This is a genomic window from Nonomuraea sp. NPDC050536 (assembly GCF_044457685.1).
Lineage (GTDB): Bacteria > Actinomycetota > Actinomycetes > Streptosporangiales > Streptosporangiaceae > Nonomuraea.
Window position 1 is genome coordinate 31,831 of record NZ_JBITHD010000012.1, and the last position, 17,150, is coordinate 48,980.

At 68.3% G+C, this 17,150-nt stretch carries 18 protein-coding genes; 3 read left to right on the forward strand and 15 right to left on the reverse strand.

Annotated features, from left to right (window positions below):
* From ACIBHX_RS30030 to ACIBHX_RS30060, 7 genes are read right to left on the reverse strand one after another with little or no spacing between them, the layout of a single operon-like run.
* Positions 1–885 carry an SMP-30/gluconolactonase/LRE family protein gene (locus ACIBHX_RS30030; RefSeq protein WP_397070662.1) on the reverse strand — a complete coding sequence of 295 codons (885 nt, stop codon included), beginning with the start codon at positions 883–885 and terminating at the stop codon, positions 1–3.
* Positions 882–1,931: a zinc-binding dehydrogenase gene (locus ACIBHX_RS30035; protein ID WP_397070663.1), complete on the reverse strand. Its 1,050-nt coding sequence runs from the start codon at positions 1,929–1,931 to the stop codon at positions 882–884. The genes ACIBHX_RS30030 and ACIBHX_RS30035 overlap by 4 nt, the downstream gene beginning before the upstream one ends.
* Positions 1,928–3,130 (reverse strand): mandelate racemase/muconate lactonizing enzyme family protein, encoded by a 1,203-nt coding sequence (locus tag ACIBHX_RS30040; protein WP_397070664.1) that lies wholly within the window; start codon positions 3,128–3,130, stop codon positions 1,928–1,930. The genes ACIBHX_RS30035 and ACIBHX_RS30040 overlap by 4 nt, the downstream gene beginning before the upstream one ends.
* 32 nt (positions 3,131–3,162) lie before the next feature.
* The gene (locus ACIBHX_RS30045; protein ID WP_397070665.1) at positions 3,163–4,050 is read right to left on the reverse strand and encodes a carbohydrate ABC transporter permease; all 888 of its coding nucleotides are present in this window, start codon (positions 4,048–4,050) and stop codon (positions 3,163–3,165) included.
* Positions 4,051–4,057: 7 nt separating this feature from the next.
* Positions 4,058–4,936, reverse strand: a complete 879-nt coding sequence (locus ACIBHX_RS30050) for a carbohydrate ABC transporter permease (RefSeq protein ID WP_397070666.1) — start codon at positions 4,934–4,936, stop codon at positions 4,058–4,060.
* A complete protein-coding gene (locus tag ACIBHX_RS30055) occupies positions 4,933–6,231 on the reverse strand; it encodes an extracellular solute-binding protein (RefSeq protein WP_397070667.1) in 1,299 nt (432 codons plus the stop codon). The genes ACIBHX_RS30050 and ACIBHX_RS30055 overlap by 4 nt, the downstream gene beginning before the upstream one ends.
* Positions 6,228–7,358: a cellulase-like family protein gene (locus tag ACIBHX_RS30060; RefSeq protein WP_397070668.1), complete on the reverse strand. Its 1,131-nt coding sequence runs from the start codon at positions 7,356–7,358 to the stop codon at positions 6,228–6,230. Before ACIBHX_RS30060 ends, ACIBHX_RS30055 begins: the two co-directional genes overlap by 4 nt.
* 335 nt (positions 7,359–7,693) lie before the next feature.
* Between ACIBHX_RS30060 and ACIBHX_RS30065 the strand changes: the two genes are divergently transcribed.
* Complete coding sequence (locus tag ACIBHX_RS30065; RefSeq protein WP_397070669.1) at positions 7,694–8,023, forward strand: hypothetical protein; 330 nt, start codon at positions 7,694–7,696, stop codon at positions 8,021–8,023.
* A gap of 519 nt (positions 8,024–8,542) precedes the next feature.
* Here the strand turns inward: ACIBHX_RS30065 and ACIBHX_RS30070 are convergent.
* The gene (locus tag ACIBHX_RS30070) at positions 8,543–8,887 is read right to left on the reverse strand and encodes a VOC family protein (RefSeq protein ID WP_397070670.1); all 345 of its coding nucleotides are present in this window, start codon (positions 8,885–8,887) and stop codon (positions 8,543–8,545) included.
* Between the two features lie 68 nt (positions 8,888–8,955).
* Entirely contained in the window at positions 8,956–9,555 is a 600-nt protein-coding gene (locus ACIBHX_RS30075; RefSeq protein WP_397070672.1) for a TetR/AcrR family transcriptional regulator, read from the reverse strand.
* A 191-nt stretch (positions 9,556–9,746) separates the two neighbouring features.
* On the opposite strand from ACIBHX_RS30075, the gene ACIBHX_RS30080 reads away from it, so the two are divergent.
* Complete coding sequence (locus ACIBHX_RS30080) at positions 9,747–10,418, forward strand: SRPBCC family protein (protein WP_397070673.1); 672 nt, start codon at positions 9,747–9,749, stop codon at positions 10,416–10,418.
* Between the two features lie 69 nt (positions 10,419–10,487).
* Here the strand turns inward: ACIBHX_RS30080 and ACIBHX_RS30085 are convergent, their stop codons facing one another.
* The 6 genes from ACIBHX_RS30085 to ACIBHX_RS30110 all read right to left on the reverse strand — a co-directional run bounded on the left by ACIBHX_RS30085 (position 10,488) and on the right by ACIBHX_RS30110 (position 16,344).
* Positions 10,488–11,093, reverse strand: a complete 606-nt coding sequence (locus ACIBHX_RS30085; protein WP_397070675.1) for a class F sortase — start codon at positions 11,091–11,093, stop codon at positions 10,488–10,490.
* Positions 11,078–11,791 carry a DUF4142 domain-containing protein gene (locus tag ACIBHX_RS30090; RefSeq protein ID WP_397070676.1) on the reverse strand — a complete coding sequence of 238 codons (714 nt, stop codon included), beginning with the start codon at positions 11,789–11,791 and terminating at the stop codon, positions 11,078–11,080. The genes ACIBHX_RS30085 and ACIBHX_RS30090 overlap by 16 nt, the downstream gene beginning before the upstream one ends.
* Before the next feature lie 259 nt (positions 11,792–12,050).
* Positions 12,051–12,998, reverse strand: coding sequence for a VWA domain-containing protein (locus tag ACIBHX_RS30095; RefSeq protein ID WP_397070677.1), 948 nt, complete (start codon positions 12,996–12,998; stop codon positions 12,051–12,053).
* A 78-nt stretch (positions 12,999–13,076) separates the two neighbouring features.
* Positions 13,077–14,798 (reverse strand): hypothetical protein, encoded by a 1,722-nt coding sequence (locus ACIBHX_RS30100; protein WP_397070678.1) that lies wholly within the window; start codon positions 14,796–14,798, stop codon positions 13,077–13,079.
* Entirely contained in the window at positions 14,795–15,667 is an 873-nt protein-coding gene (locus ACIBHX_RS30105; protein WP_397070679.1) for a protein phosphatase 2C domain-containing protein, read from the reverse strand. The genes ACIBHX_RS30100 and ACIBHX_RS30105 overlap by 4 nt, the downstream gene beginning before the upstream one ends.
* Positions 15,667–16,344, reverse strand: a complete 678-nt coding sequence (locus ACIBHX_RS30110; protein ID WP_397070681.1) for a VWA domain-containing protein — start codon at positions 16,342–16,344, stop codon at positions 15,667–15,669. Before ACIBHX_RS30110 ends, ACIBHX_RS30105 begins: the two co-directional genes overlap by 1 nt.
* Before the next feature lie 135 nt (positions 16,345–16,479).
* On the opposite strand from ACIBHX_RS30110, the gene ACIBHX_RS30115 reads away from it, so the two are divergent.
* A complete protein-coding gene (locus ACIBHX_RS30115; protein ID WP_397070682.1) occupies positions 16,480–17,145 on the forward strand; it encodes a DUF6461 domain-containing protein in 666 nt (221 codons plus the stop codon).
* Positions 17,146–17,150 lie beyond the last annotated feature (5 nt).

A 17,150-nucleotide genomic window follows, 5' to 3' on the forward strand; every position in this document is an offset into this window, starting at 1 on the left:
TCATCCTTCCCCGGCCCACGGCGTAGCGGGAGCCCCTGTGCTGGTGGTGGCGGCCAGGAAAAGCCCGCCGGCGGCGGGCTCGCGGGCGAGCGCGGCGGCGTCCATCTGGTGGACCGCCGAGGTGATGTACAGCGTCGCACGGCCGGGGCCGCCGAAGGCGCAGGAGGTGACCTGGGCGGTGGGCAGCTGTACGACGGTGTCCAGCCGGCCCTCGGGGGTGTAGCGGTGGACCGCGGAACCTCCCCACAGGGCCACCCAGACGCAGCCGTCGTCGTCGACGCACAGACCATCGGGCATGCCCTGAGCAGCCGCGATCTCCACGCACGCCCGTTCAGGCCCGAGGGTCGCGGTGTCGAGGTCATAGGCATAGCCGACGACACGCTGCGTGGCGGAGTCGGTGAACCACATCGTCCGGCCATCCGGTGCCCAGCCCAGCCCGTTGGCCAGGGTGAGCCCGCGCAGGACGGGAACGGCCTGAGGCCCTGGATCCAGACGGTAGAGGGTGGCCGCACCCGGGGTCTGGTCGTAGGCCATGGTGCCGGCCCAGGCCCGTCCGCGCGGGTCGCATTTGCCGTCATTGAAGCGCAGGTCCGGGCGGTCTGGGTGCACGGGCAGGACCGTCCGACAGCTCCCGTCCTCGCTCAGGTGCCGGAAGCCCTCCTGGCAGGCCAGCAGCCAGCCGCCCGCCGCGCTCGGCAGCGCTGCGCCGACGTCGACACCGACGTCGTAGGTCCGCAGCCACCGGCCGGAGGCGTCGGACAGGTGAACCAGCCCGGCTGTGATGTCGGTCCACACCAAGCAGTCGTGCGCGGCGTCCCAGGCGGGAGCCTCGCCCACCTGGGCAGCGGCCGGGTCCACCAGCTCGGCGTGGAGTTCGCGGATCACGTGGTCCTCTCAGGGGCGATGAGCAGCTTGAAGACGGACCGGTCGGTGGCCGCCCGTTCCAGGGCCGCCGCGCTGTCGGCGAGCGGAACCGTGCCAGTGTGCAGAGGCGTGGGATCGATGATGTCTCTGGCGAGCAGGGCGACCGCCGCTGTGACCTCCTCGTCCCACAGGTGCGCCGCGCTGCCCAGCAGCCGCCGCTCCCCAAGGACGACGTCCATCCACGGAAGTTCCAGGCTGCCGCGTTTGAAGCCGACCAGGACGGTCGTACCGCCCCTGCGGCTCAGCCGTACGGCCGCGTCCGGCGCGGTCTCGACCCCGGCGCACTCCAGGACGACATCCGCCCCGCGGCCGCCGCTGACCGACGCCACCACCTCGGCGGCTTCCTCGGGCGTGGCGGCGATCGCTCCGCATGCCTCGGCCAGCGCTCTGCGGGAGGACAGGGGGTCCACCGCCACCACCTCAGCGGCCAGGCCATGAACAGCCAGTTGAACGGCAAGCTGCCCGATCGTGCCCACACCGTAGACGACCACCACCGCGCCGGCCGTTTCCGGCACCTTGCGCAAGGCCCGTATGGCCACGGCGATGGGCTCCGCGAATGCCGCCCGGTCGGCGGACACCCCATCAGGAACGGGGACGCAGGTGGCCGCCGAGGCGATCATGAAGTCGGCGAGGCCGCCGTCCTGCTGCTGCCCGCGTACCAGCAGCTTCGGGCACAGTCCCTCCTCATGGCGTCGGCACCACCAGCACTCGCCGCAGCCGACGACCACGTCCGGGACGACCCGGGTTCCCTCGGCCAACTCTCCTCCCGGACATTCGGCCACGATGCCGACGACCTCGTGGCCCAGGACGATCGGGATGATCCGCCCCTGCTCGTCCACCGGCACCGAGACCGGGGCGTCCCGGTATTCCTCCACGTCCGAGCCGCACAGCCCGACCCGTTCCACCGCGATCAGGACCTCGCCGGGGCCCGGCCGGGGGCGCCGGATGTCCTCGAGCCGGACATCGCCGGGACCGTGCAGCCGCATCGCCCGCATCGTCGGTCTCATAGCGCGCTGACCCTTCGCTCCACGACTCCCTCATCCCCCTTCAGCAGACGATCGGTCAGCCGTACGCCATGGCCAGGCGCGGTCGGCACGGTGACCGTACCGCCGGTCACCTCCGGGAGCCCCTCGGCGACTTCCTGGTACCAGGTGCGCAGGAAGGCCCGGGCGGTCTCCTGGATCATCCCGTTGGGCTGGCTGCAGACCAGGTGCACCGCGCAGGCCAGGGTGACCGGGCCGGTGCAGTCATGCGGAGCGATCGGGACCCCGTGGCAGTCGGCGAGGGCGGCGACCTTGCGGGCCTCGGTGAGGCCGCCCGACCACTGCAGATCGAGGGTCGCGACGTCGATCACGCCGGTACGCAGCAGCGGCGCGAACCCGCGCCGCCCCACGCAGGTCTCCCCGGTCGCGATCGGCACATCAATCTGCCCGGCGAGACGCTCCAGCGCGTCGACGGCGTCAGGCCGGATCGGATCTTCAACCCACATCGGCTGCAACGGAGTCAGCGCCTCGATGATGGATACCGCGGCGGGCCTGGTCCACAGCCCGTGCAGTTCGACCATCACGTCCATCGCCATCCCGGCCTCGGACCGGATCGCCTCGATGACCGCCAGCCCCTCGGCCAGCTCCGCACGGGAGATCCGCGTCCCACCGCCGGCCTCGGCGGCCTTGTCGAACGGCCAGACCTTCATGGCCGTGATGCCCTCCGCGAGCAGTTCTCTGGCCAGCTCCCCTGGGCGGTTGAGGAAGGCGTGCAGGTCCTCGTAGCGGCCGGGCTCTGCTGGAAGGCCCCAATTGTCAGAACGCTGCATGGTGCTGGTGCCGACGTACCCGGTGCCGGCGCAGGTGTTGTAAATCGGTATCTCGGCGCGGACCGGGCCGCCGAGCATCCTGGCCAGCGGAAGACCGGCTTGCTGACCGAGCAGATCCCACAACGCCATGTCGATCGCGCCGTTGCCCCGCGTCTCCGCGCCTGCCCCCTGATATCCGACATACGGGGCCAGCGACGCGGCGACGCCTTCAGGGGTCGGATCGACGATCCCGAGTAGTGCTCCTGCGACTGTCTCGTGGAGATAGGCCTCCACCGCGCGGGCGCCGAAGAACGCCTCGCCCAGGCCGATCAGCCCGGCGTCGGTGTGCAGCCGGACCAGGAGCAGGTTGGGTTGCACCCGGGGACGCAGCGTCTCGATCTGAACGACCTTCAAGGAGTTCCCTTCATGAGTTCACAGGCGGACATCTAGCCGACGCGCCCGCCGACGGCGACGCTCTGCTGGATCTGGCGGCGCAGCACGAGATACCCGATGAGGGCGGGCAACGTGGAGACGGTCACGGCCGCGAAGACCAGGTCATACCGGGTGCCGAACTGGCCGCTGAACTGCAGCAGCGCCAGTGGCAAGGTCCGGTTGTCCTCCCCCGCGATGAGGACGAGCGCGAACACGAAGTCGTTGTAGCCGTTGAGGAAGGTCAGGATGGCGAAGGTGGCGATGGTGGGCTTGATGAGCGGCAGGGCGATGTGGATGACAGTCCACGGCACCGACGCGCCGTCGAGCGCCGCCGCCTCCAGGTACTCCCCGGGTAGCTGGTCGAAGGCGCCCTTGAACAGCAGGACGCCCAGTGACACCGAGAATCCGGCGTAGACCAGCACCAGCCCCAGCGGGTTGTCGGTCAGCCCCAGGCTCTGGAACTGGGTCAGGACAGGGATGAGCAGGCTGAAGGTCGGGATCATCAGGCCGAGCAGGAAGAAGGTGAACAGCGGTCTGGCGAAGGGCAGCCGGCCACGGCTGAGCGCGAAGCCGACCAGGCCGCTGACCAGGCCGCACAGCAGCGTTGCCGCGGCGTTGACCAGGATGCTGACGACCAGCGCGCGGCCCATCCCGCCCTGCTGCCAGGCCTGGGAGTAGTTGCCGCGCCGCGCCCACTCCGGTGCGCCTATCGCGTGCAGGAAGATGCCATCACTGGAGCGGAGGCTGTTGGCCAGCATCCAGAGCAGCGGTCCGAGACAGAGGACCGCCCAGACGCTCATCAGCACCACGATCAGCACGGTGAGCGGAGTCCAGCGCGGAGTCCTGCGAGGGGTGGTCCGGCGTACGGCGGTGGCCGGCCGGGTGAGGGTGTCGAGGGCCATCGCGCTCCTATCCGAATTCCAGCGGGCGGCGTCGGAAGAGCCGCTGCAGCCCCAGGGCCAGCACCAGGTTGATCACGAGCATCAGGGTGGCGACGGCGGCGGCGAAGCCGAGCCGGTTGTCCTGAAAGGCCTTGGTGTACATGTAGCTGGCCAGAACCGAGGAGGATCCGGCCGGGCCGCCCTTGGTCATCGCCCAGATCAGGTTGAAGTACTGCACCGCCCCGGTCACCACCAGGATCACCGACATCTTCACGGTGTCCAGCAGCATCGGGATGGTCAGCCAGACGGTCTGCCGCCATCCCGTCGCACCGTCCAGCTCGCCCGCCTCGTAGATCGACTTGGGGATGGACTGGAGCGCGGCCAGGAAGATCAGCATGTAGAGGCCGACGTACTGCCAGCCGACCACCACGATGACCGAGGCAAGGGCGGTGCCGGTCTCCCCCAGCCAGGCGTGGGTCAGACCGGACAGGCCCATCCCGTCCAGCACCGAATTCAGCAGTCCGTACTGCGGCTGGTAGACCTGCGTCCACAGCACGCCGATGACCACCGTCGACAGGACCACGGGGATGAAGTACACGGCCTGGAAGAAGCCTCCGCCCGGATACCGCTTGTGGATGAGGACGGCGAACAGGAAGCCCAGTGGGATCTGGATCGCCATCGCTCCTACCAGCAGGGCGAAGGTGTGCCAGAGCGCGGAGATCAGCTGCGGGTCGGCGAACATCTCCCGGTAGTTCGCCAGGCCCACCCATCGGGCAGGCTCCCCGGCCGACCAGTCGAAGAACCCGTAGTTCACCACACTGAACGTCGGCACGATCACCACGAGCAGGTAGAGGGCCGCCCCGGGAAGCAGGAACGCGACCGCCCAGCGGCGTAGGCTCCCGGTCACGATGTCACCGGATGCGCCTGTAGGTAGGCGGCGAAGTCGCTCATCATCTTCTCCGGGGTGACATCCCCGGTGGCGAGCCTGTTCTGCAGGTCGGTGAAGGCGGTGTTCTGCGCGGGAGGCAGCAGCTCATTCCAGAACAAGATGGAGGTCTTGTATCCGGAAAGCCTGTCCACCAGGTCGTTGTACATGGCGGGAACCGCGGCCCGATCGTAAGTGATCTTGTTCGGTACCAGGATCAGGGATTTCTGCGCCACCTTCGCCGCTTCGCTCGAGGCGGTCTGACCCTTGATGAACTCCCAGGCCAGCGCCTTGTCCGGGGCCCAGGTGCTGATCCCGAGCGCGCTGTTGGGACCACCCAGCACCTCGGCCGTCGTTCCCTTGCCGCCGGGGACCAGCGGGAAGTCGGCGAAGCCGGTGTCCCGGAGGACACTCGCGTTCTCGCTTGCGGCCAGCGACGACATGATCCAGGTGCCGCTGAGGATCATCCCCGCCCTGGAGCCGGTGTAGTTGCTCATGGCGGCGTCGTAGCCGGTGCCCAGGTACCCCTTCTCGAACGCGCCCGCGTCGATGAGCTGCTTGAGCTGGCGGGCGGCTTGGACGAAGGGCGGCGCGGTCCACGGAGCCCGGCCCGCCATCGCGTCGGTGACCAGCGTGGCCCCGCCGTTGCGCATGGCCAAGTAGGCGAACCACTGCTGTAGCGGCCACCCGTCCTTGCCGTCCAGGGTGATCGGGATCAGGCCGGCCGCCTTCAGCTTGCCGACCGCGGCGAGCAGGTCGTCGAAGGTTGCCGGCGGCCCGGCGAGACCCGCCTTCTTGAACAGCGCCTTGTTGTAGAACAGCTCGACGACCGGCGACTCCACCGGGGCCATGTAGGTCTTGCCGCCGGCGCCGTAGTTGTCCAGTGCGCCGGGCAGCAGCTCGCTCTTCCACGATGCGTCCGCGTTCGCGTACGGCGTGAGGTCGGTGAGCGCACCGGCCGTGATGAGCGGGGTCAGGAAGCTGCCGCCGTACCATTGCACGATCGTCGGCAGGTTGTGCGCGACGAGCCCAGCCTGCACCTTCTGCTTCATATCGTCGTCCGACATGTAGTCGATCTTGACGGTGATGCCCTGGTGCGCCCGCTCGAAGTCCTTGCCGTACTGGGTGAACAGGTCGCGCTGCGGCCCCGACAGCGAAGTCCAGACAGTCAGCGTCTTGGCGCTGCCGCCAGTGCCACCGCCGGAAGTGGTGGTGGGCGAGCAGGCCACGGCGGCGAGCGTCGCGGTGGCGGCCACCATGATGAGCCGTTTGTTCATGAGGTGCCTCCTGGAGGGGTGGGAGTGTTCCTGATCTGAGAAGTGAGGCGCTGGTGCCAGGCCACGTCCTCCCACATGCCGCGGAATTGAGGGCCGCAGAAGTTGCTGGTGGCCAGGCCGATCCACCGGCCGGTGGCCAGAGCGGCGCCGACGCCGAACTCGCACAGCTCCTTGATCCAGGCCCAGTCGAGCCCGGGACCGTCCTTCCAGTTGACGATCGCCCAGCACTCGGTGGTGATCAGCGGTCGACCGGCGACTCGCGACCAGTCGGCGACGTTCTCGACCGCCCCGGACAGTACGGCCCGCCAGCGGTCACGGTCTCGGGCATAGAGAGCGGGCGCCTCCCGCGCGAGCAGTTCGTACTGCGCCGGATCGAACATCGAGGCGGTCATGTCGTAACCGAGCTCGGCATAGAAGCCGGTCTTCTGGTTGTGTGCCATCCACACGTGCGGCTCGAGGAAGTCGAAACCGGACACGTCCTGCTCCGACCAGCTCCACAGCTCCGCGGAGACCGAGAAGCACAACGGGATAATCGGATAGGCGGTACGGACCTCCGCCAGCGCCTCATCCGTCCAGCCCATGACCGTCGGATCGGCCCGGGAAAGCCGGGCAGGGTTCTCGACGGCCGGGTCGTAGAGGTAGGGCGCCCAATCGGAATCCGGCCACTCGTTGCACAGATCTACATAGAGGATGTGATCCAGGAGGCCGGCGGCCTCGATGGACCGCAACGTGGCGGTCCAGACCCTGCCCAGGCCTGCTCCGCTCGCGATCAGCCTCCGCGCGTCAGTGGTGTCCTCGCGGAACCAGCTGGACAGCGCCACCTTTACGCCCCTGGCGGCGCACAGCGCGATGAACTCGTTCAACGCCGGCTGGACCTGCACCTGAACCGGCAGCGGACTTCCCCAGTCGTGCTGGTTCCAGATCGGTAGCAGCGTCCACGTACGGGCCGGATCGGCAGCGACCAGATGAGGGAACGCGTCGATGCGTACCGCGTCGTACCCGCGCTCGACCAGTTCGTCCAGCGCCCGCCCCCAATCGTGGTAGCCCGCGCCCGGCCATCGCCGCTCCAGCCACGAGAAGTCCCACATCGCGATCGCTACAGGCTGCCGCCACCCCTCGAATGCCATGTGAAATAGCACCTGCTCTTTCGGTCTAGCCGGTCAGACCGGTCAGACTAGGTGGGCACCATACGCACGGTCAAGGGTGCCCCCGCCGCTGTAGTGCACTCGAAACTCACGCGCGGGGCCTGACCTGGGATCTTGCGGTCGAGCTGGGAGACGTGGCGCCGGCCGTCGGCGGCCGAGGTCATCAGCCGGTTGCGGTCGAAATTGAAGGTGGGCCAGGATCCGCAACCCTCCCAGATAGGCTCGCGACCTGCGGAAACATCGATCGGCTCTTGACTGCCTCCGAGATCCATGTCTAGATCGAAACCGTTTCCCCCACCAGCGACGGGGGTTCGTGCATGAAGTGGAACCGCCACCACGCAGTCAAGATCGCCGCGATCTGCGCCGGCATCGCACTCCTCGGCACGGCCGCGGCACTCATCGACGACGCCCGCTCAGAGGCCACCCTCGAGACCCTCACCCTGCCCGACCGACCAACCCCCAGACCTATCCGACCCGCCATCCTCCGAGCCCACCCCACAGCCGTGACAGCCACCCGCCTGACCACCATTGCCAGCGCGGCCGCGATTACCGGAGCACACGCACACCACCACTCCGCGAAACCCCGCTGGAAGGGACACGGAAAACACCACCACAAATACCCACACCACGGCCATTCCAAGAAATGATCCGAAGCATCCTGCCCGAGAATCGTCGATATCAAGTACGACTCAACGCTGAATTCTTCTGCTTTTCGGGGTGCCGCGCAGTCGACGTTCATCGCGCAGGAGGCGGGCGAGGACAGGCGGCGGATTCCAGAGCCCCACGTGGATGAAAGTTTTGGGGCTTGGCCCTCATGCTGCTATTTGGAATGGCCCCGCATATTAGCCGTGGCCGACACTTCCTGTGGCTGCTAGGACGCCCGTAATGGAGAATCGACCGAGCTTTGGTGCTGTATGCGCTTGAGCATGGGCATGGATGGAAATCCTTAGTTGAAGCGCGTGATTGCCGGTGCCGACGGCGAGTACATCGACAACTCCTCACGGAAGTGACGGCCGCCTGTTCCTTCAATCCGGATGCGCCCGCGCGATCCTGGTTAGTTTCTTCAACCAACCCTCCGGCGGCTACGACACCGCCTGCGTCGACAAGCTCACCGTTCCCCCGTTCACCACCGGCTGAGTGCGTGGGGCGCGGGTCGAGCAGAGGGACTACTGGACGGGTGGCTCCGCGAGCGACAGGCTGTTGCCGTCCGGGTCGAGGACCTCCACGTGGCGTACGCCGTTGCCGTAGGTCTCCACGGGCTCGTGTTCGATGCCGTGCGCGGCCAGCCGAGCCAAGATGTCGTCGAGGTCCGTCACGCCGAACGTGATCATGGTGCCGCCCACCCGTGCGGCCCGCATGTACCGGTCGTCGATGACGACCCACGCGTTCTCACCGACCTGCCACAGGTACTCCTCGCCGAGGATCTCGTCCGCCGGCCGTCCGAAGAACACCTCGAACCACTTCTGCGAAGCCGCCCGGTCACGCACGCACACGACGCTGTACGAGTCCATCGGAACCACCCCTTCCAGTCGTTCGAGAGTGAGACCACTCCCGCGACCGAAACTCATCGGCGACGTGGTCACTGTGTTAGCAGGTCGTTCAGTTCGTCGGCGATCAGGAGGTTGGGGTCGAACCGCATCCCGGAGAAGTGGCCGGCGAGTTCGAGGGAGAGTACGCCGTGCAGGCGGGTCCAGAAGGACAGGGCGCGATGCAGGGTCGTGGCTGCTGCCGGGTGATCGTTTACCCATTCGCGGTGGCTTTCCAAGTGGGCGTCGAACGGTGTTGCCGGCTTGTCTTCCGGTAGCGCACCGCAGGCTTCGAGCAGGACCGTCATGACCTCGAACGAGATCGCGGTGATGTCGTCGGGTGCGTGGTAGCCGGGGACGGGCGTGCCGTAGATGAGGAAGTACCGCTGCGGGTCGCTCCGGGCCCATTCCCGGATGACGTGGGCCAGTCCGGCCAGGTCGGCACCTGAGTCGAACGCCGCCCGGACGGTGTCGGCGAGGCTTCGGTAGGCGTCGCGGATGAGTTCGGTGATCAACTCATCGCGGCCGGCGAAGTACCGGTAGAGGGCAGGGCCGCTCATGCCCATCTGTTTGGCGATCGCGTTGAGCGACAGCGCGGGCACTCCCGCCGCGGCGATCTGCTCCCACGCGTGTCGCTTGATCTCCGCGTGCACCTGAGCCCGGTAGCGCTCCCGCGGGCTCTGCCCTCCTGGGTCCGTCATCTGCCGCTCCTTCCTGGTCCGCGTGACACCGTCGAAGTCTAGTTAGAGCTTCTCACTTTTGCTATTGACGCTAAGATTCGCTGCGTTATAGCTTCTAACTATAGCAAGAGCTACTAACTAACGCAGTGACGAGGAGAAGAACCGTGATCAACACCAACCGCCGCCAGGCCCGGGTGCGCTCCGCCCTGCTCGCGATCCCGCTGGCCGCCACCGGACTCCTCGGCGCCACCGCCGCCGCACCGGCTCATGCCGCCACCGCCGGCCAGAGCGCGACGTACGGCCACGCCACTCCTCCGGATTCGCCGACCTGCAGGGGCGAGGGCATCGATCCCACCGCCAAGCTCCACCACCGGGCCGAAACCCTCATCAAGGCGCCGCTGAGCACCATCTGGAACCTGCACACCGACGTGGAAGGCTGGCCCTCCTGGCAGGCCCCCGTCACCAGCATGAACCGGCTGGACCCGGGACCGCTGCGGAAGGGTTCGCGGTTCCGGTGGACCACGCCGGCGCCCGCCACACCCTCGACCCCCGCCACCACCCTGGTCATCACCTCCACCGTCCAGCAGGTCAAGCACAACCAGTGCATCCGCTGGACCGGACCCGCGATCGGCAAGGGACTGCGCATCGACCGGGGCGTCCACGTCTGGAACTTCATCAAGGTCAAGGGCGGTGTCCTCGTACGCACCGAGGAGAGCTGGACCGGCGACCAGATCGAGGCCGACCCGGCCACCGCCATCAAGTACCTCGCCCCAGGCCTCGATGCCTGGCTGGCCAACCTCAAAACCGCCGCCGAAGCCCGCTCCTACGACAACTGACCGGCCCTTATCTGGCTGGACGGCAGGTCGACGCTGGGAAACGACCTGCGTCGACATCGATCGGGGCGCTCAGGTCGGTAGCGCGTACACGACGAGATTGTCTCGATAGTGGCGGGTGGCGCGGTCGAACGGACCGGTGCAGGTGATGAGTACCAGGCAAGGAGGGCCTGTCTGCGCGAACACCTGTGCGGGCAGGCGGTCCTTGCGGTAGTGACGGCGGGCCACGATCCGGTACGTACGTGACTGTCCGTCAGCCAGCTGCACGCGTACCTTGTCTCCCACCTCTACGTGGGCCAGCCGGAAGAAGGCGCCGGGCCCCTGTGCGGCGGTGTCCACGTGACCGACGATCACCACTCTTCCCGCGGCCGATCCCGGTCGCGCACCGCCGCTCCACCAGCCCAGCTGGTCCGGGTGGGCCGGCACGCGCAACGCCCCGTCGGCGTCAACGCCCACGGGGTGGATAGCGGCATCGATGTGCAGTGCCGGGATACCCAGGCGTACGGGCAGGACCCCGCCACCGACGGACGGTGCCGTCGAGGAGAGAGCCGGCGGGATGGCGCCGGTGTCCACCGGCCGGGAGGGCGCCATCCCGTGGAGGACGGCAGCCCCGGACAGGGCGAGCGCCGCGCCGAGCAGTACCGTCACGGCGCTCGCGGCCTTCAGCGTCGCCGCCACCTGGGGCGGATCCAGATCAGACCGCCGGCCAGGGCAAGAAGCAAACCGGCGGCGAGCCCTCCGTAGCCGACTCCCGCCATGTCGTTGTTCTGCGCCTGGCCGCCGTCTCCGGCCGGAACAGCACTCGGCATCCCGAGCGTCTGCTGAGCCTCGAGCAACCGGTCCAGGTGTCCCTGGATGATCGGCGCGCTGGACTCGGCGGCCTGCTTGGCCGCCGCCGCCGTACCCGTCTGGACCTGCCGCTGACCCATCTGCAGCGCCATGCGGTGGCCCTCGATCATCACGGCGACCCAGGCCTGGTCGAACGCCGAACCGGACAGGGCGGCCAGCTTCGCTCCCACCGCCTTCTGATGCGCAGACGGTCCAGCGGGCAACGACACCTGCAGGCGTCGTGCCGTCGCCTTCACTGCGACGTCGAGCTTGGTGTGGTCAGCGACGAGCTTGGCTCCGATCGCGCGGACGACGTCGGCCTTTCCCTTGTCCTGCGCGAGCTTCCCGGCGGCGATCTCGGTCAGGTTGCCCTGATGGGCCTGCCTCAGGAATTGACGGTCCTGCGCCGACACCTCAGCCGCTGCTGCCGTGGACAGCCCGCTGGCCATGACCGTCACGGCAACCGCGGCAATCGCTACAAACGACGCGCATGGAGAACGCAGCGACATCACTACCTCCGAGAAGGATGCGTGGGACAAATTGCTCACGCTCAGCGATTCCCTGCCAAGAGATGCCACATGTGCGCCAGCGCCAGAAAACTAACCAAAAGTGACTGTTTGATTACAATCTGCCACTAGGGTCGGCAGCAGTCAATCCAGGGTGAGGACGATCTTTCCAACGGCCTTGCCGACGTCGGCCAGCGGGAAGGGCCGGACAGGTCCAGGACCTCCGGGCTGCCGAATGTCTGCTGGACCACGGCCTTCATTCGTGCGCTCATGACTGCTCACGGCGGGCCGTACATGGCGCTCATCGGGTCTTCAGCGGCAGCAGGATCGAGCAGATCGCCATCGCCAGGGCGGGGACGAGTGCCAGGCGCAGGAACACGTAACCGATGTCCTGCGTGACGGTCATGGTGCCCAGGGAGGTGCCGATGTGGCTGTAGACCTGGTCGAGGGAGGCGCCGCTCGCGGCGTCGTAGGCGCGTCCGCCGGTGCCCTCGGCGAGCTGCCGCAGCGCCTCCTCGTTGGGTGGGACGTTCATCGGCTGCCCGTCGATGGAGACCGTACCGTCTGCTGTGCCGAGGGCGATGGTGGAGACAGGCACCTTGGCCCTGGCAGCAGCCTCCATGGCGTCCGGCACCACTCGCCCGGAGGTGTTGGCTCCATCTGAGAGCAGGATGACAGCCGACGGTGGCGGATTGCTCGCGGCCTGCTGGTCGAAGGAGTGGATGGCGTCCAGGCACGCGAAGACGGCCTCGCTGATGGCGGTGCCGCGTGCGGGCTTGAGGGTGTCGATCGCCCGGTTGACCGCGAGATGGTCGGCGGTGGGAGCCACCACGACGGCCGCAGATCGGGCGAACGACACGAGTCCGACGTTGAAGCGCGCGGGCAGCATGTCGACGAAGCGCTTGGCCGACCCCTTGGCGGCCTCCATCCTTGAAGGTGGCACGTCGGTGGCCACCATCGACAGGGAGACGTCGACGGCGACCATGACGGTGGCTCGCTCGCGGGGCACCCGCACCGCCGTGACAGGCCGGGCGGCGGCGACGACGAGCAGGCTCATCATGAGGATGAACAGGGCCGCGACGACGTGGCGCGACAGTCCGGGCCGAGAGGGGGCGACCAGGTCGAGCAGGCGCGGGTTGGTGAAGCGGACGTAGTAGCGCGGCCGTCTGAGCTGGGCGACGACGTACGCGGCCACGGCCACGGCCAGCGCGGCGAACAACCAGAAATAGCCCGCGGACTGGAAGGTCATGCGTCCTCCCCCGGGACCTTCGGTGGTCGGGGCCTACCTTCAGTTTAGGTTGCCCGATTCCGGAGGGCTCGCCGGCCGTCAGTCTCCGTTGTGATAGACCTTGGGGCCGATCGCGTTGTACGCCGCCTTGGAGGCGTCTTTGAGCCACGGCTTCGCGCTGGAGGTCGTGGCGCGATTGGTGTAGATCGCCATGGTGTGCAAGACATAGCGGTGGGTGTATCCGGTCCACCCGTACGTCCGCGCGTAGGACCAGTTGCCCGTGTCGCACAGGCCCGCGCCCGGACCCGTCCTGGGACACACGATGCCCCAGGCGTCCGAATAGGCGTTCTTGAGCCGCGAGTACGCGGTGTCGGCCCTGCCGTCGCTCTGCAGCGGAACGACCCACACGGCCACCATGATCCGTCTGTTCTTCGACTTCGCCGGGTTGACGTAGGCGCCCGAGACCATATCGGTGCAGTGCGCCTTGCGGAGGGCGGATCGGACATTGCTGTCGTGGTACGAAGCCGGGCAGTCGTGCACCCCACTCCCCTTGAGGTTGTAGCGCACCCCCCTGGCGGTCGTGAAGGAATCCGGGAGCAGAGCCCCCGAGGTGATCGGGGTCGAATCGGTGGACTTGCTGTTGAGGTCCGCGGGGTCGAACGCATCCACGGTAGGCGTCTCGGAGAACGTCTCCGAAGGTGTCTCCGAAGGCGTCGGCTCAGGGGTGTAGGTGTCGGTGGTCTCAGTAGAGGTGTACGGCGAGCTGGACGACGCCTCGTACGAACTTCTCTCGCTCGAGCCCTTGACCAGGGACGTCACGGCCACCACGGCCACCACGGCCGCGAGCACCAGGGCGAGCACTCCCGCCCCGACCCCGAGCCCGATCTTCGCCGACTGGGAGAGGCCGCCCCCGGCTGGTGGCGGTAACAGGGGAACCTGGAGTGGAGGCGGTGGCGGTACCAGGGTGGGCACGGTGGAGGCTGAGATCGCCGCCTCCCTCAACCGTGCGGCCCACTGCTCGGGAACGGGCCGCTGGGACGGCGGCTCGTGGAGCCCCGCCGCCGCGAACTCAGCCAGGGCGGGGCTGAGGGCGGCCAGCCGTACGGGATCCGTGGAGGCCTGGTCGCGGGCGAAGACGCGGATGGCCAGCAGCGCGAACTTGTACGCGTCGCTCTGCGGCGTGCCCTTCTGCTCGTCGGCGGGGATCCGCCAGTCGGGCGTCTCCACCTGGGGCAGAGCCTCGGCCCCGCCCAGCCGCATCGCGTCGCAGTCGATGAGGAAGCACTCCGGAGAGGCCCCCGTGGTGAACAGGAGGTTCTTGGGCGACAGGTCGCCGACGACGATGTCCATCGAGTGCAGGCGATTGAGCGTGTCAGCAAGGTCGGCCAGCACCAGCAGGCGGTCCCGATCGCTGATCTGCAGGCCGATCTGGCCGACGTACGCGTCGTCGTTGAGCAGGAACTCCATCGTCGTCAGTTTCCGCATGGTGCCCGACAGGGTCCGCAGGTCGAAGGAGAACCTCTGGGGAACGGACCTCATCAGGAACCCGGTGACCGCGCCCTCCGCCTCCACAAGCTCGGCGGGCCAGGCCGTCTTGTCGCACAGCCACGCCGCGTCCCACCCGGGGAGCCGGCCGATCAGGTCCGTCATCGCGGTGAGGGCGGCGATGTCGAGGGTGGGCAGGACGCCGGGATCGTACTCCTTGAAGGCGACGTCCCATTGGCCGTTGATCTTACGGTTGAGTACCTCGTGGACCGTCCCCTGGCCGCCCTGTCCGAGGCGCTGCCCGAGAGTGAGCGTGGCGCGGTCCGTCCGGCTCACCGGGCTTCGCTCCGCGGCCAGAGAGCCAACAGGGTCCGGTCGTCGTCGAACGTCTCCCGGGAGAAGTCGAGCAGGTGGCCCAGCCACAGCGGGGACGGCGGCGCGGCCAGGTGCTCCGCGAACATCGCGCCGACCTGGCCGTCGCCGTCGCCGAGCGGATCGCCGAACCCATCGGTCCCCACCAGCAGCACCTGTCCGGGCGCCAGCCTCCCGGACCACTGCTCCAGCGTCTGCGGCACGCTGGGGAGGGCGGTGACCGAGGTGGCGACCACGTCGCCCTCGGTCTTCCCGCTGAAGAGGGGATGGAAGCGGGGCCGGGTCAGGTCGAGCACCCAGGCGCTCGAGTCACCGACCCGGAACAGGGAGACCTCGATGCCTTCCGCGCCGGGCCGGGCCGTACCCGCCACCAGGGTGGTGGCGACGAGCTCCTCCGGGTCCTGCCGCGGCGATATCGCCGCGGCAGACCGGTGCAGCATGTCGACCGCGAAGGAGACGACCGCGGGGAAATCGTTGTCGGGGCGGCCCTCGTCGAGCTGCGCGTGGAGGGCCCAGACCGCCGCCCGGCAGGCCTCGGCCGCTCCGACCGCCGAGGCGGCGGCGCTGGACAGCCCGTCGGCCACGGCGAACACCACGGTGCCCGTCCTCTCGTGGGCCACGGCACAGGTCGCGTCCTGCCGGGGCTGGCCGTAGTAACGGTGCCGCTCCCCACGCACGGAGGCCGATCGAAGGGTCACCTTCGCGGTGGACCACCCGTCACACTCGACGTCGGGGCACGTGTCTCCCACCACGCGCGGGGGCGTCGGCTCGAACGCCGGGCCGGGAATGTCGACGACGACACGTTGCCAGGCCGGAATCCCTGCGCGCTGCATCAGACCACGTCGACGGCCAGGCGGAACTGGTCCGGCCGGTTCACGACGAGCGTCGGGTTGCCGTCCGCCATGGCCCTGCCGGACGCGATCAGGCTCGCCGTCAGCGCGTGGAAGAACTCCGCGATCGCCCTGCCGATGTCGGCGCTGGGCAGCGCCACGAACGCGAACTCCTGGCGGGTCGCCACCTGCAGCATCGTCTCCGCGCGTGCGGTCCCGATCCCGCAGGCGATGATGTTGGGCGCGACCGGCAGGGCGTTCCTGTCGACCAGCGTCCGGTGCGGGCCGTACCAGTCCTGGCCGTCAGTGGGCTGGCCGTCGCTCAGGAAGAACACCACCGGGCGGTGCACCTTGTAGCCGTCGTTCTTCATCATCTGCACGTCGTACGGGACGCGCTGCAACAGGTCGGCGAAGGCCGCGCCGTAGTTCGTCGCTCCGCGCATCGCGAGCTGCGGCAGCCTGTCGACCGTCCGCATGTCGCTCATCCCCTGGCGCACCTGCACGTCGTCGGAGAACCCGAGGATCGCCAGCCGTACCTTCGCCGCGATCATCGGCTCCGCGCGTAACCCGTTGCACAGCGACGCGAGCCCTCCGGACAGGTCCTGGTGGTACGGGCTCATCGATGCCGACTCGTCTGCCACCACGTAGGCGGGCAGCAGCACGCCCCTCGTCTCGGCCATGGCGCGCACCGCCCCCTTCGACTCTGCCCGTCTCAGAAAGACACTAGCGTCCTCATATTGAAGATCAAAGGCATGGAAGCCGCTGCGCTGGCGCCGACAGCCGATTTGTCGGTACGGCCCGCCACCATGGCCCGCATGACGACAACCGATCCCTTGGCCCCGTTCCAGTGGCTCAACGTAGCCGAGGCCGAGGGCGGCGGCCCACTGGGCGTGATCTTCAGCGTGGCCTTCTTCCGCGGGCTCGACCCGGCGGAGGTGGTGCGCCGCTTCAGCCGCGGCGAGGACTCCGGCCAGGAGTCGGACTTCGGCCGACTCAACGACAAGGCCTACGCGTTCGTCAGCGAGACGGGAGGCGGGGATGGCGGCGGCTACGTGGGCGCCTTCCAGGTCGGCGAGTGGTGCGTGGCCATCGAGCCCCATGGCTGGATGGCCACGCTCCACGAGGTGGTGACCACGTTGTCGCGGGGCTGCGAGGTGCTGGCGGTCACCCGGCACGACTACGCCGCCGAGCACAGCTTCGAGTACGCGATCGACGGAACCATCGTCACCGGCTACCCGCTGCGGCACCCTTACGAGCGTTACGGCTCCGACCCTGACCGGCTCAACGGCTTCATGCGGGAGCTGGGCATGGGGCTGGACGAGCCGGAGGACGACGCGGCCGCATGGGACGCCGCCTGGGAGGACAACTACGACACCGCCGTGCCGAGGGGCTTCGCCCTGGCGGCGAAGGTCACCGGGGTGTCGTTCACGCCGGACATGCTCGACCGTCCGATGCTCGTGGGGCCCATCGTGGAAAGATGACCCAC

Bases quoted from the DNA above. Each gene is read 5' to 3' on its own strand.
- ACIBHX_RS30035 (WP_397070663.1), bottom strand. From the start codon at position 1,931: ATGAGACCGACGATGCGGGCGATGCGGCTGCACGGTCCCGGCGATGTC.
- ACIBHX_RS30045 (WP_397070665.1), bottom strand. From the start codon at position 4,050: ATGGCCCTCGACACCCTCACCCGGCCGGCCACCGCCGTACGCCGGACC.
- ACIBHX_RS30055 (WP_397070667.1), bottom strand. From the start codon at position 6,231: ATGAACAAACGGCTCATCATGGTGGCCGCCACCGCGACGCTCGCCGCC.
- ACIBHX_RS30060 (WP_397070668.1), bottom strand. From the start codon at position 7,358: ATGGCATTCGAGGGGTGGCGGCAGCCTGTAGCGATCGCGATGTGGGAC.
- ACIBHX_RS30065 (WP_397070669.1), top strand. From the start codon at position 7,694: ATGAAGTGGAACCGCCACCACGCAGTCAAGATCGCCGCGATCTGCGCC.
- ACIBHX_RS30070 (WP_397070670.1), bottom strand. From the start codon at position 8,887: ATGGACTCGTACAGCGTCGTGTGCGTGCGTGACCGGGCGGCTTCGCAG.
- ACIBHX_RS30095 (WP_397070677.1), bottom strand. From the start codon at position 12,998: ATGACCTTCCAGTCCGCGGGCTATTTCTGGTTGTTCGCCGCGCTGGCC.
- ACIBHX_RS30105 (WP_397070679.1), bottom strand. From the start codon at position 15,667: ATGCAGCGCGCAGGGATTCCGGCCTGGCAACGTGTCGTCGTCGACATT.
- ACIBHX_RS30110 (WP_397070681.1), bottom strand. From the start codon at position 16,344: ATGGCCGAGACGAGGGGCGTGCTGCTGCCCGCCTACGTGGTGGCAGAC.
- ACIBHX_RS30115 (WP_397070682.1), top strand. From the start codon at position 16,480: ATGACGACAACCGATCCCTTGGCCCCGTTCCAGTGGCTCAACGTAGCC.